The sequence below is a fragment of the Nocardia sp. X0981 genome (assembly GCF_977089955.1).
The window spans coordinates 3,165,421-3,177,270 of the sequence record NZ_OZ372435.1; the positions used below are offsets into that span (position 1 = coordinate 3,165,421).

General features: G+C 67.6%; 14 protein-coding genes. 7 read left to right on the top strand and 7 right to left on the bottom strand.

The features are described from left to right. Positions 1–31: 31 nt before the first annotated feature. Positions 32–478 carry a 6,7-dimethyl-8-ribityllumazine synthase gene (locus ACYR7D_RS13870; RefSeq protein ID WP_459549922.1) on the top strand — a complete coding sequence of 149 codons (447 nt, stop codon included), beginning with the start codon at positions 32–34 and terminating at the stop codon, positions 476–478. 122 nt (positions 479–600) lie between these two features. Further along, positions 601–1,014, top strand: a complete 414-nt coding sequence (locus ACYR7D_RS13875) for a hypothetical protein (RefSeq protein ID WP_459549923.1) — start codon at positions 601–603, stop codon at positions 1,012–1,014. A 26-nt stretch (positions 1,015–1,040) separates the two neighbouring features. Here the strand turns inward: ACYR7D_RS13875 and ACYR7D_RS13880 are convergent, their stop codons facing one another. The 4 genes from ACYR7D_RS13880 to ACYR7D_RS13895 form a co-directional block, all read right to left on the bottom strand. Beyond that, entirely contained in the window at positions 1,041–2,060 is a 1,020-nt protein-coding gene (locus ACYR7D_RS13880) for a hypothetical protein (protein ID WP_459549924.1), read from the bottom strand. A gap of 156 nt (positions 2,061–2,216) precedes the next feature. Next, positions 2,217–3,500, bottom strand: coding sequence for an ArsB/NhaD family transporter (locus ACYR7D_RS13885; RefSeq protein WP_459549925.1), 1,284 nt, complete (start codon positions 3,498–3,500; stop codon positions 2,217–2,219). A 24-nt stretch (positions 3,501–3,524) separates the two neighbouring features. Further along, complete coding sequence (locus tag ACYR7D_RS13890) at positions 3,525–4,016, bottom strand: CBS domain-containing protein (protein WP_459549926.1); 492 nt, start codon at positions 4,014–4,016, stop codon at positions 3,525–3,527. Next, a complete protein-coding gene (locus ACYR7D_RS13895; protein WP_459549927.1) occupies positions 4,013–4,288 on the bottom strand; it encodes a hypothetical protein in 276 nt (91 codons plus the stop codon). The genes ACYR7D_RS13890 and ACYR7D_RS13895 overlap by 4 nt, the downstream gene beginning before the upstream one ends. A gap of 175 nt (positions 4,289–4,463) precedes the next feature. Here ACYR7D_RS13895 and ACYR7D_RS13900 point away from each other — a divergent pair, with 175 nt between their 5' ends. Beyond that, entirely contained in the window at positions 4,464–5,477 is a 1,014-nt protein-coding gene (locus ACYR7D_RS13900; RefSeq protein ID WP_459549928.1) for a sensor histidine kinase, read from the top strand. Continuing rightward, positions 5,474–6,133: a response regulator gene (locus tag ACYR7D_RS13905; protein WP_459549929.1), complete on the top strand. Its 660-nt coding sequence runs from the start codon at positions 5,474–5,476 to the stop codon at positions 6,131–6,133. Before ACYR7D_RS13900 ends, ACYR7D_RS13905 begins: the two co-directional genes overlap by 4 nt. A 63-nt stretch (positions 6,134–6,196) precedes the next feature. Here ACYR7D_RS13905 and ACYR7D_RS13910 read toward each other — a convergent pair whose 3' ends face one another. The 3 genes from ACYR7D_RS13910 to ACYR7D_RS13920 form a co-directional block, all read right to left on the bottom strand. Further along, positions 6,197–6,739, bottom strand: coding sequence for a YaeQ family protein (locus tag ACYR7D_RS13910; RefSeq protein WP_459549930.1), 543 nt, complete (start codon positions 6,737–6,739; stop codon positions 6,197–6,199). Between the two features lie 142 nt (positions 6,740–6,881). Continuing rightward, positions 6,882–7,544 (bottom strand): MspA family porin, encoded by a 663-nt coding sequence (locus ACYR7D_RS13915; RefSeq protein WP_459549931.1) that lies wholly within the window; start codon positions 7,542–7,544, stop codon positions 6,882–6,884. Positions 7,545–7,609: 65 nt separating this feature from the next. Then, positions 7,610–8,254 carry an MspA family porin gene (locus ACYR7D_RS13920; RefSeq protein WP_459549932.1) on the bottom strand — a complete coding sequence of 215 codons (645 nt, stop codon included), beginning with the start codon at positions 8,252–8,254 and terminating at the stop codon, positions 7,610–7,612. A 570-nt stretch (positions 8,255–8,824) separates the two neighbouring features. Here ACYR7D_RS13920 and ACYR7D_RS13925 point away from each other — a divergent pair. From ACYR7D_RS13925 to ACYR7D_RS13935, 3 genes are read left to right on the top strand one after another with little or no spacing between them, the layout of a single operon-like run. Further along, positions 8,825–9,856: an iron chelate uptake ABC transporter family permease subunit gene (locus tag ACYR7D_RS13925; RefSeq protein WP_459549933.1), complete on the top strand. Its 1,032-nt coding sequence runs from the start codon at positions 8,825–8,827 to the stop codon at positions 9,854–9,856. Next, the gene (locus ACYR7D_RS13930) at positions 9,853–10,932 is read left to right on the top strand and encodes a FecCD family ABC transporter permease (protein ID WP_459549934.1); all 1,080 of its coding nucleotides are present in this window, start codon (positions 9,853–9,855) and stop codon (positions 10,930–10,932) included. Before ACYR7D_RS13925 ends, ACYR7D_RS13930 begins: the two co-directional genes overlap by 4 nt. A gap of 9 nt (positions 10,933–10,941) precedes the next feature. Then, positions 10,942–11,784 (top strand): ABC transporter ATP-binding protein, encoded by an 843-nt coding sequence (locus ACYR7D_RS13935; protein WP_459549935.1) that lies wholly within the window; start codon positions 10,942–10,944, stop codon positions 11,782–11,784. The last annotated feature ends 66 nt before the right edge of the window (positions 11,785–11,850 follow it).

Genomic DNA, 11,850 nt, shown 5'->3' on the forward strand with positions numbered 1-11,850 from the left:
ATGCCCTGGGTGACAGCGAACAGGAGGACCCATGTCACCCACCCCGAACCGTATCGCTCTGGTCGCCGCGCGCTGGCACGCCGATATCGTCGATCGGGCCGTGACCGCCTGCCGGGACCGGCTCACCGAGCACGGATTCGACGATATCGAGGTGTTCGAGGTGCCGGGCGCCTTCGAGATACCGCTGCGGGTCAAACGTTTGGCGGTCACGGGCCGATACACCGCTCTCGCCGGTTGCGCACTGGTGGTGGACGGCGGTATCTACCGGCACGATTTCGTGGCGGCCACCGTGGTGGACGCGCTGATGCGAGTGCAGCTCGACACCGACGTACCGGTGTTCTCGGCGGTGCTCACCCCGCACCACTTCCACGAGCACGGTGAACACCTGACGTATTTCGCGCGGCATTTCGAGGTCAAGGGCACGGAATTGGCCGATGCCATCGCCGCCACGGTGCGGGCGGAACCGGCTCCCGTCTGAGGCGGCGGGCCGAGGCGGTGGCCGTTCGAGAACCACACTGCCGCAATGACTCCCGCAGGCCCGGTCGCGCGTAGGCCCGCGCTCGGCCGGGCCCGCGGCCGAATTGCCGATACGCTGGGGTCATGGCGCATGCCGGAAGTACTCACGCGGCCGCCCTCGACCGGCTCATCGCCGCCGACCGGATCGAGGTCGCGGCGTCTCTCCTGGTGAACGTTTTCGCGGGCGAGGAGAGTAAACCCTATCCGTCCGTTACCGACTACAAGGTCACCATGTTGCTGGCGGCGCGGTACGGCATCGTGCTGAAGAGCGCGCTCACCTGGAACCCGCGCCGCGAACCCGACGGCACGGTGCTCCGTATCGCGATCGACGTGCAGGAGGCGTGGCGGGGAGCGGGACTGACCGGCCGCGGCTCGATCGGGGAGGGCGGACACGAGGTGCTGCTCCTGCGCGGTGGGCGGATCCTCGCCGCCGACAAGCCTTATCAAGCGGTGTGCGCGGCACTGGAGCGGTCCGGTGCGTCACGGTCGTTCGTCTGATCCCGCCGGGGTGGTCGGGTCCCGGATCAAGTGGGTGATCGGCCGGCGGTCCAGCTCGGTACGCCGTAGACGTTGAGTTTGTCGATTCCGCGCTCGGGAGAGAAGCCCAGGCCCAGGGCCGAGCAATGGAAGGCGGCACCAGATGCCTCGGCGGCCCCGGTCAGCGCCGCCACGGCCCGGGTGGTTCCGTGGTGCCGGTGGGCGAGTCCGGCCACGAGATCGTCGAATTCGTAGCGGTCCGCGGTCAGATGCAGGGTGAAGGTGGGGGCGCCGGAAACCCGCGCACGGCAGGCGAAGAAGTTGTGCTGGTACAGCCGATCCGGTTCGAAACCGGCACAGGACAGTTCCGACAGGATTTCCCATGCCGGTTCGCCGAAGTGCCGCACCAGTTTCATCGGTGCGGCGATATCGCGGCGGATCCGGAGATAGAGCTTGTGCGTGATGGTGCCCTCGGCATCCACCTCGAGCGCGGCGAAAGACGGCGCGATCAGTTGCTCGTCGGGGACGGAGGCCAATCCGGCGAACGCGGGAAACGCCTCGCACAGTCTTTCCAGCTCACTCGGTGTCGCCGCTCGCGCGTAGGCCTTGAGCCGGGTCAGATGATGTGGCGCCGCGGCGTGGTGCACGATTCCTGTCCATGTGGGTGCGTGGCGCCGGGGCGCCCGCGCGGAATCCGGGTACGCGGTCTCGATGAAGGTGCGCAATACGGCGGCCCGCATTCGCCCGGCGTCCGGCAGCCGGGGGACGAGGGCCTCGATCGCGGTGAGCTGGGCGGCGACGCGCGAGGCGAATATCGTTTCCTGCGTCGCTGTTTCGGTGACATAGCGGATGGCCGGGGTGAGTGTTCCCCGGCCGCCGCTCACACTGACTTCGAACGGGAGTCCCGAGCGGGTGAGGCGGCTGGCCCGGCGGCCGTCGGGCCGGCGTTCTCCCATCTGCCCGCCGTTGGCGAGGTCCAGCGTGGAACGCACCATATCGGGTGCACACGGCAGCGCCAGCCGTTCGGCCAGATCGAGCAGGAAATCTCCCGCCGATTTCAGGGTCAAGACCGTTTCGCTCCACGCTCGCGTCGTTGTGCCGGGCCCGGACTTCCGGGTGCGGTCGCCGGTCCCCGTTGTGGATCCTATCGACGCGGGGGATCTCGGTCTTCCCAGAGTTTCGGGGCTGCCACACGGGCGTGGCAGCCCCTCGGCGGGCGTGGATCAAAAGTAACGGACCACGATATAGAGCCAGGCGAGGATGGTGCTGAGCGTGGTGACCACGATGCCGTATCGGGTGAACTGCCAGAACGTGATCCGGTGACCGGCGCGGCGGGCGATATCGAGGGCCACCACATTGGCGCTCGCGGCGACCGCGGTGCCGTTACCGCTGAAGTCCGCGCCGAAGGCGAACGACCACCACAGCGCCTGACCCTGCTGCCCGTCGGGGGTTTGTTCGACGAGCCCCTCGACCACCGGGGCCATGGTGGTGGTGTAGGGGATGTTGTCGATGAAGGACGCGACGATGGCCGATCCGAAGACGAGGATTCCCGAGGCCAGCAGGGGATTGTCGCCGAACGCGGCGACAGCGGCGTCACCGAGGAAATTGATCACCCCGGTGTGTACGAGGCCGGCGACCATCACGAACAGGCCCATGAAGAACACCAGTGTGCTCCATTCGACTTCGCGCAGGATATCGCCGATATCGAGCCCGGAGAGCAACACCATGGCTCCGGCACCGAGCAGCGCGATGATCGACGGCGCCACATGCAGCAGCGAATGCAGTCCGAACCCGATCACGACTCCGGTCAGCACCAGCAGCGACCGGGTGAGCAGCCGGGGATCGGTGATCGCACGGCGTTCCTGCAGCGCCATCACCGTGGTGATGTGCTCGGAACGCGCGCGTAGGTGGGTGCGGAACAGCCAGCGGGTGAACACGACGAACAGTGCGAAGATCACGGCCACCGCGGGTGCCATGTGGATCAGGAAATCGTTGAAGCTCAGGCCCGCCCGGCTGCCGATGATGATGTTGGGCGGATCGCCGACCAGGGTGGCGGCACCGCCGATATTGGCGGCGAGGACCTCGGCGATGAGAAACGGTTGCGGGGCGAAACCCAGCCGGCCGCAGACGACGATGGTGACCGGCGCGACCAGCATGACGATGGTGACATTGTCGAGGATGGGCGAGGCCACCGCGGTGATGATCATCAACATCACCATGAGGCGGAACGGGCTGCCGCGCGAACGTTTCGCGGCCCAGATGGCCAGGAAGTCGAACAGGCCTGTTTGTTTGACCACGCCGACGATCACCATCATGCCGAGCAGCAGGAATATGACGTTCCAGTCGATACCCGCATGCGCGGAGTAGAACACCTCTTCGCCGGGGACCAGACCGAGAACGGTCATGGCCGCCGCGGCGACGAGAACGACTTTGACCTTGTCCGCACGTTCGGTCGCGATGAACCAGAACGCCCCGACGAAGATGGCCACCGCCAGGATCTGGTTCATCACCTCACCTCCGGGCCGGCGGCGTCAGTCGTCGGGCCCGGCGACCGCCAGACTGATCAGTAGACGTTCGAGGGTGATACCGCCGACGAGGGTGTGTTCCCGGTCCACCACCGCCACCAGCGGGGTGTGGCGCTGGGCCATCAGCACCGCGATCTCGAGCAGGGTGGCGCGTGGCCGCACCACCGACGGCCGCGGCGGATTCTGCGGTAGGCAGTCGCCCACGGTCAGATCTCCGGGTTCGCGCCAGAAGATTTCGGCGTGCAGTTCGTCGATGGTGCGGACGAGGGCCGGATCGTCCTGGTAAGAGCTGGGGATGGCCAGCCGCAGCACCTGGGTACCGGGCAGGACCGCCACCGGGCGGTTCGCGTCGTCCACCACGATCATGCCGGGCAACCGGTTGACAACCATCAGGCGTACGGTCTTGGTGACCGAATCGCCGGGGTGGACTGTCGGCAGATGAACGGCGATATCGTGTGCTTGCATCGGATGGTCCCGTCGCGGGGAAAGAGTTCTCATGGCCGGTTCCTGTCGCCGGTGAGCTGGTCCATCAGCCGCTCGAGCCGAGCGACACGGTCGGGCAGAGGAGCGCTGTGCAGCAGTTGGGCGAATTGGTCGGCCTCGTCGGACCCCAGCGCGATGGATTGGGCCGGTTCGTCGCGGGTGGTGTGGTAGACGAGAATGTGCTTGTTACCTTCGGTGTCGGTGATCAGCGCGAAGCGGTCCCCCGACCGGGTCGATAGATGGTGTACGGTGCCCTGGCCCGGCACGGTACTGCGGTCGATGTCCACGCCGAGCACTCCTCCCGCAACCGATCGCTTTCGGGTTTCAGTGTCGGTGCGCGGGTGCGTCCGGGACCATCGGTGCCGATACCCATCTCCGGGGGCGGAAGCCATGTAGGGCGGTGGACAGAGATGGGGCCCGTGCCCCATGGACACCTGCCCCGGTAGCGGCCACACTGAGGTCATGGACCGTCCGGAAAGTGGAATCGGCCTGTTCCGGCGGCACACCAGGACCCCGGCGGACGCCTTGTTCCGGCGGATCTTCCTCATCAACGGACTGGTGTTCACCCTCGGCACGCTGGTCCTCGCGCTCTCGCCGGCCACGGTGTCCTCGCGGGTGCGGTTGACCGAGGTACCGGTTCTGGCGGTGGGCCTGGCAGTGATCCTGGCGGCGAACGCTTTCCTGCTGCGGTCGAGCCTGGCTCCGCTGGACCAGCTCATCGCCTCCATGCGCCGGGTGGATCCGCTACGGCGCAGCGGCCGGCTCGACGATCGCGGTAACGGTGACCTGTCGCGGGTCATCGACTCGTTCAACGCGATGGTGGACCGGCTCGAGGCCGAGCGTGCGACGGCCAGCGCCTCCGCGCTGGCCGCGCAGGAGGGGGAACGGCAGCGGATCGCCCGCGAACTGCACGACGAGATCGGTCAGAGCCTGACGGTGGCGCTGTTGTCGATGAAACGCGCGGCCGATCGCGCGCCGGCCGATGTCGTGGACGTGCTGTACGGCGCTCAGGAGACCGTGCGTTCCTGTCTGGACGAGGTGCGCGGTATCGCCCGGCGGCTGCGCCCCGATGTGCTGGACGATCTGGGGCTGTCCAGTGCGCTGAGCGCGCTGTGCAACGAGTTCTCCTCCACGGCCGGTATCAGTGTGACCCGCGATATCGATCGCGATCTGCCGCGGCTACCGCCGGATACCGAGCTCGTCTGCTATCGGGTGGCGCAGGAGAGCCTGACCAATATCGCCCGGCACGCCGCGGCCACGCGGGTGGGATTGAGCCTGCATATGCGCGGCGCGGCTCTGGTGCTGCGGGTATGCGACAACGGGCGTGGGGGTGTGGCCGACGATGGTGCCGGTATCCGTGGGATGCACGAGCGCGCATTGCTCGTGAACGCCACTCTGACGATAGATTCGCCGCCTGGACACGGCACCGAGGTGCGCCTGTCCATCCCGCATCGAGGTGAAAGGAGCGCGCCGTGACGACCCCCGCGCCGGCCCGGATCCTGCTGGCCGACGATCACGCACTCGTCCGTTCGGGACTGCGGATGATCCTCGACGCCGAACCCGATCTCACCGTGGTGGCCGAGGCCGCCAACGGGTACGAGGCGGTCCAGCAGATCGGCCATGTTCCGGTCGACCTCGCGATCCTCGATATCGCCATGCCCCGGATGACCGGGATCCAGGCCGCCCGCGAAATCAACCGCGTCACACCCGGAGTGCGGATCCTGATGCTGTCGATGTACGACAACGAACAGTATTTCTTCGAATCCCTGCGTGTCGGTGCCTCCGGTTACGTCCTGAAATCCGTTGCCGACCGCGATCTCCTCGAGGCCTGCCGCGCCACCTTGCGCGGCGAACCCTATCTGTATCCGGGCGCGGTCAATTCGCTGATCCGGGATTGGCTGCAGCGCGCCGACCGCGGTGAGCCCCTCCCACAGACCCTGCTCACCCCGCGGGAAGAGGAGATCGTCAAACTGGTCGCCGAAGGGTATTCCTCGCGCGAGATCGCCGGTGACCTCGTCATCAGCGTGAAAACCGTGGACCGGCACCGCGCCAATATCCTGCAGAAGCTGGGGTTGCGGGACCGGCTGGCGCTCACCCGCTATGCCATCCGAGCCGGTCTCATCGAACCGTGACCACTCGCCGCGCCCACCGCGGGAGTGCGATGAGGCGCCGGGCACCGCATACCGGACCGCGTATCAGCCGAGCCGGTGCTCCGCGACGGCTGTACTCAGCGCGGTGCCGGCGATTTCCAGGTAGAGCTGCCGTTCCGTGATCGACAGGGTGGCGGTGTTGCGGCGTTCCAGGGCCGCGGCCGCGGCGTCGACGAAGGGGCGGTCGAAACTGTAGAGCGGGATCGTCTCGGCGCGGTGGATCCGCTTTCCGGACAGCTGATCCAGTACCCGTGCCGGGTCGCGGTGGGTGTAGACGGCGACCCGGTCGGCCAGTTTGCTGCCGCGGTGGACGCGTTCGGCATCGGGTGCGCCGACCTCGATCCAGGCGGTGACCCGGCCGGTGAGATCTCGCACCAGCACCGCCGGCTCGTCGGTCGAGGACACCCCGCCGTCGCTGAAGGTGATTCCCTCCTCGTATTCGAGGCAGTAGGCCAGCAGCCGGGTGACGAGGAATTCCGCGGTTTCGGAAGGGTGCCGGGCCAGCCGCAGATCCAGCTCCCGGTAGACACCGCGGTCGATATCGGAGAGCTGGAGAGAGACGGTGTACAAGGTCGCGCCGATAGCCATAGGAGGGCAAGCCTAACCGGCCGCCGGTCCACCGCCGCGCCGCCGGGTCTCGGTCCGTGAGCGTGGTGGCTGCTGGCAACGGTGGTGGCCCCGGCCGGGAAGGCCGGGGCCACCGTTCGTAGGTGCGGTGCGGAAACCCGGATCAGCCGAGGCTGAAGGGCTGACCCCACACGCGCATCTCCGAGATGCCCTGTTCGGTGCTCACCTCGACTCGGACGAAGGACCGGGCCTGGGCGTAGCCGGCGCAACCGTTGAGCGCGATGGTGGAATCCGACCAGGTCACCGAGCCGTTCGGACCGGTGAACTTGATCGCGAACGTATGGCCCTCGTCGCCGTAGACGTCCGGCTTCTCGATATCGAGCAGCAGGAACGATGTGGCCTGACCGGGGCCCAGGGTGAGATTGCCGCCGGTGCTGAGGCTGCCGCTGGTCTTGTCACCCGTTTGGGTCAGGCCGGCACCGCCGTTGGCACCGCCGCCACTGATATCCACCTGGCAGCCCACGACGTAGCCGGGGGTGATCTTGGTTCCCTTGTGCGGCCCGTGCACCTCCACCTGCGCGCTACCCGAGACCCAGGCGTTGCGGTGCAGCGGAGTCGCACCCAGCGAGGGGTTGATCAGCGCCGACTCGTGGGCGATACGGGCGGTGACCGCCAGGCCGTTGGGCAGGGTGTGGGTGAGCTCCCCGCCGGGCAGCGGGACGAAGGTATCGGCATCGGCGGCGCCGGTCGAGAACAGGCCGACCGCGGCGACGGTCGCGGCCGCGAGGCTCGCGATCCGCGTGACGCTCTTCTTCACTACAGACATGACTTTTTCCCTCTCGGAAATGGTTTCCGTTCAGCGACGGATGGATCGACCAGGTATGACGTGCGTCAGCCGATGCTGAACGGAGCTCCGTACAGGGTGGTCTTCGAGTAGTGGTCGCCGATGATCTCGACGACGGCGTAGGACCGGGCCTGCGCGTATCCGGCGCAGCCCTCGATCTGCATTTCGACGTCCTTGTAGTCGACCCAGTAGACCCCGGGCTTGGGGATGTCGACCCCCTCGACGTGCACGAACTTCACCTCACCGGGCCCGAGTTTGACACTGAGCGAGCCGCTGGTGCCGATGCTGGAGGTGCTCAGGCTGCCGGAAAGCCCGGCGGAGATGGCGTTGTCGGCGATGCTGACCTGGCAACCCACGATGTATCCCGCGCTGAGCCGCGAAACGCCGTGGGTGGACGAGTTGTTCGTACCCGGTGCGTTCGTGGGGCCCTTCCACGGGCCGGGCTCGCCCTCGGGGGTCGTGGTGACATCCGCGGTGACGGTCGCGGTCAGCCATGCCACCCGGCCCGCGCCGTTGGCGGACAGCGACGGCGAGATGAGCGCGCTCTCGTTGACGCGGCTCATTTTCACGCCGGGGCCCAACTTTTCGCCGGCGGGAAGCGGAACAAAAGTGTCCGCGTTCGCCGTGCCACCGGCGATGCCCAGTACTGCCGCCGTCATCGCCGCGGTGGCAGCAATCGACTTGATATTCATCGTGTGTCCCTCAATGGTCTTGCGAAGTACCGCCGGGTCCGGCCGCGGTGGCGCCGCCCGGCGAAAAGGGCAGACGTATACCCCGGACCGGCTGTACGTCGAGTGCAGGCCGCGGTTCGGGGGTTACCTGCCCGATCGCAGGTGAAATCCAGTGGGTACGGAAGGCCCACCGGTGGTGTCGGATCGTCGCCCTGGGCGATCAGGTGACGAAATGCTGCGCCATGAATCCCTCATCCCTGTATATCTTCTTGCGGTCCGGCCGGATCGGCCGGAAGCTCGGACCGGCTACGGCGAAGGGTGAGGTGCGCCGGCACGCGGAGCTCGATGTCCGAGTTCGCATCCCATCACCTTTCGCTCATGTACCGCGACGCCGTAGCGGTGCGACGTCCTGGACGAGACGCCACCCGGTTGCGGGCGCCGCCGGCGCGATCTGTTGCCAGGGCGACATAAGTTAGGTTAGCCTTCGCTCACTATAAAGGTTCGCTAACGAATCGTGTGGGCGTTGGCTATGACGTATGTCATACGCGCCGGGAAGGATGATTCGATGCGCAGAGGATCTGGCACCGCCTCATGACCGCCGGTTCGTCCTATGAATACCACAAAAACTCTTCCTTCCGCAGGTGGTTGGGCTGGTCGCTCGTCGCGGGCTTTCTCCTTTCGGCCTGCGTATTGAGCCTTGTGGTAGGGGTGAAGAATATTCCGATCACGCAGATCTGGTTGTCTTTGTGGCAGCCCGGCAACTCTCCGGACGAGCTGATCGTCACCGAATACCGCCTGCCGCGCACTCTGCTCGGTTTGCTGGCGGGAAGCGCACTCGGTGTCGCCGGCTGCCTGATGCAGGGATTGACCCGTAACCCCCTGGCCGATCCCGGCCTGCTCGGCATCAACGCGGGCGCCGCCTTCGCCATCGCCGTCTCCGTCGCGTACCTGGGCGCCGGGAGCATCACCTCCTATGTCTGGTTCGGATTCGCGGGTGCCGCCGCGGTCTCGGTAGTGGTGTACCGGCTGGGAACCGCCGGTCGCGGCGGCGCCGATCCGGTGCGGCTCACCCTGGCCGGAGTAGCGATGACGGCCGTGCTCACCGGCATCACCAAGGGGCTGATCCTGCTGAACGCGACCGCTTTCGACAAGATGCGCCAGTGGGACGCCGGTGCCCTCACCGGCCGCGGCTACGACGTACTGGCCGGGGCCACTCCGTTCGTCCTCGCCGGAATGCTCCTGGCGGCGGTGGCCGTCCGATCCCTGAACGCGGTGGCCCTGGGGGAGGATCTGGCCCGTGCGCTCGGTGTGCACCTCACCCGCACCCGGGCATGTACGGCGCTCGCGTTGATCCTGCTCTGTGGTACCGCCACGGCCGCGGTCGGGCCGATCACCTTCGTCGGGCTGGCCGTACCGCATATCGCTCGCTGGATCGCCGGCCCGGATCACCGCTGGATCGCGGCCTACTCCCTGGTGCTCGCGCCGGCACTGGTGCTGTTCGCGGATATCGCCGGGCGGGTCGCCATCGCGCCGGACGAACTCTCCGCCGGTGTGGTCACGGCCTTCCTCGGGGCGCCGATCCTCATCTGGCTGGCCCGTCGCTCGGAGATGAGACAGTCATGACGACCCCGCCCGAATCGTCGCGGCGCGGTGCCGCGACCGGTATCGATTTCGGCCGTACGGTCCGCGTTCTCCGGGTGCGCGGGGTGACCGCGCGCTTCGGGGTGCGCGGGATCGTGGTCTCCGCCCTGCTGCTCGTCGCCGCCTTCGGGGTGGCCCTGCTGGCACTGGGCACCGGTGATTTCGCCATCCCACCGGACCGGGTGCTGCGGGCGCTCTTCGGTCACGGGGCCGGTAGCGATGATCTCGTCATCCGGGAATGGCGGTTCCCCCGCGTGCTCATGGCGCTGGTCCTCGGCGCGGCCCTCGGTGTCAGTGGCGCCATTCTGCAGTCGGTCACGCGCAACCCGCTGGGCAGCCCGGATATCGTCGGATTCAATTCCGGGGCCTACACCGGCGCGCTGCTGGTCCTTCTCGCCGGGGGTGGGTACTACGCCACGGCGGCCGGCGCGGTGATCGGGGGGCTGGGTACCGCGCTCGCCATCTTCGTGCTCGCGTTCCGGCAGAACGTCAAGGGTTTCCGGCTGGTCATCGTCGGTATCGGCGTGGGTGCCATGCTCGCCGCGCTGAACACCTGGCTGATCCTGCGCGCCGATCTCGACGAGGCCATGTCGGCCGCCGCGTGGGGGGTCGGCACGCTGGACGGGCTCACCTGGGCGGAAATCGCTCCGGCGCTGGTCGTCCTGGCCGTACTCGCGCTCGCGGTGGTGCCCGCCGCGTACCGGTTGCCGATTCTGGAACTCGGTGACGACGCGGCTCGGGCACTCGGCGTCCGGGTCGGCCGGGCCCGGCTGGCGCTGACCGTCCTGAGCGTCGCCTTCGTCGCCGTCGGTACCGCTGTCGCCGGTCCGATCGCCTTCGTCGCGCTGGCGGCGCCGCAGCTCGGCCGGCGGCTGGCCCGGACGCCGACGACCGCTCTGCTACCGGCGGCGGCGATGGGCGCGTTGCTGCTGGTGGCCTGCGATTGGATCTCGCGGCGGCTCTTCGCGCCGACCACCGTGCCGGTGGGCGTGGTAACCGCCTCGATCGGTGGAGCGTATCTGGCTTATCTGCTGGTGGTAGAGGCTCGACGGAACTGAGGAAGCATCGTGGACGAATACTCTGAGCGCGGCGACGCCGAGCGGCGCGGCGGCGCGGCGCGGTTGCGTGCCGACCGGTTGCGCCTGGGCTATCGAGGGCGGGTCATCAGCGACGAACTCACCGTCGATGTCCCCGACGGTGCCTTCACCGTCATCATCGGGCCGAACGCCTGCGGGAAGTCGACTCTGCTGCGCGCGCTCTCCAGGCTGCTGGCACCCGAATCCGGTGCGGTACTGCTCGACGGTAAACAGATCGGTTCCTATCCGGCCAAGGAGGTGGCGCGCCGGATCGGCCTGCTTCCCCAGACCTCTACCGCACCGGAGGGGATCCGGGTCGCGGATCTGGTGGCCCGGGGCCGCTATCCGCATCAGTCGCTGATCCGGCAGTGGTCGCGCCCCGACGAGGAGGCGGTGGCCGCGGCCATGGCCGCCACGGGGGTGACCGAGTTGTCGGGAAGGCTGGTCGACGAACTCTCCGGTGGTCAGCGGCAACGGGTGTGGATCGCTATGGTGCTGGCCCAGGAGACGCCGATCGTGCTGCTCGACGAGCCCACCACCTTCCTCGATATCGCCCACCAGATCCAGCTGCTGGATCTGTGCCGCGAACTGAACCGGGGGACCGGGCGCACCGTGGTGGCGGTGCTGCACGACCTGAATCACGCGTTCCGCTACGCCGATCACCTGATCGCCATGCGCGACGGTGCGGTGATCGCCGCCGGGCCGCCCTCTGAGATCGTGACCGCGGATCTGGTGCGGGAAGTTTTCGACCTCGGCTGCCGGGTGATCGAAGACCCGGAAACCGGTGCGCCGCTGGTTGTTCCGCTGGCAGAGCAGGCGGCCCGGATGAGTTGACCGAAAGGTATGCCTCGAGGCCTATTACCGGACAAGTGTTTTACTTTAGGGAAGGTTAGGCTAACC

Coding starts and splice junctions, on each gene's coding strand:
- ACYR7D_RS13870 (WP_459549922.1), top strand. CDS start 32: ATGTCACCCACCCCGAACCGTATCGCTCTGGTCGCCGCGCGCTGGCAC.
- ACYR7D_RS13875 (WP_459549923.1), top strand. CDS start 601: ATGGCGCATGCCGGAAGTACTCACGCGGCCGCCCTCGACCGGCTCATC.
- ACYR7D_RS13885 (WP_459549925.1), bottom strand. CDS start 3,500: ATGAACCAGATCCTGGCGGTGGCCATCTTCGTCGGGGCGTTCTGGTTC.
- ACYR7D_RS13890 (WP_459549926.1), bottom strand. CDS start 4,016: ATGAGAACTCTTTCCCCGCGACGGGACCATCCGATGCAAGCACACGAT.
- ACYR7D_RS13900 (WP_459549928.1), top strand. CDS start 4,464: ATGGACCGTCCGGAAAGTGGAATCGGCCTGTTCCGGCGGCACACCAGG.
- ACYR7D_RS13910 (WP_459549930.1), bottom strand. CDS start 6,739: ATGGCTATCGGCGCGACCTTGTACACCGTCTCTCTCCAGCTCTCCGAT.
- ACYR7D_RS13915 (WP_459549931.1), bottom strand. CDS start 7,544: ATGTCTGTAGTGAAGAAGAGCGTCACGCGGATCGCGAGCCTCGCGGCC.
- ACYR7D_RS13920 (WP_459549932.1), bottom strand. CDS start 8,254: ATGAATATCAAGTCGATTGCTGCCACCGCGGCGATGACGGCGGCAGTA.
- ACYR7D_RS13925 (WP_459549933.1), top strand. CDS start 8,825: ATGACCGCCGGTTCGTCCTATGAATACCACAAAAACTCTTCCTTCCGC.
- ACYR7D_RS13930 (WP_459549934.1), top strand. CDS start 9,853: ATGACGACCCCGCCCGAATCGTCGCGGCGCGGTGCCGCGACCGGTATC.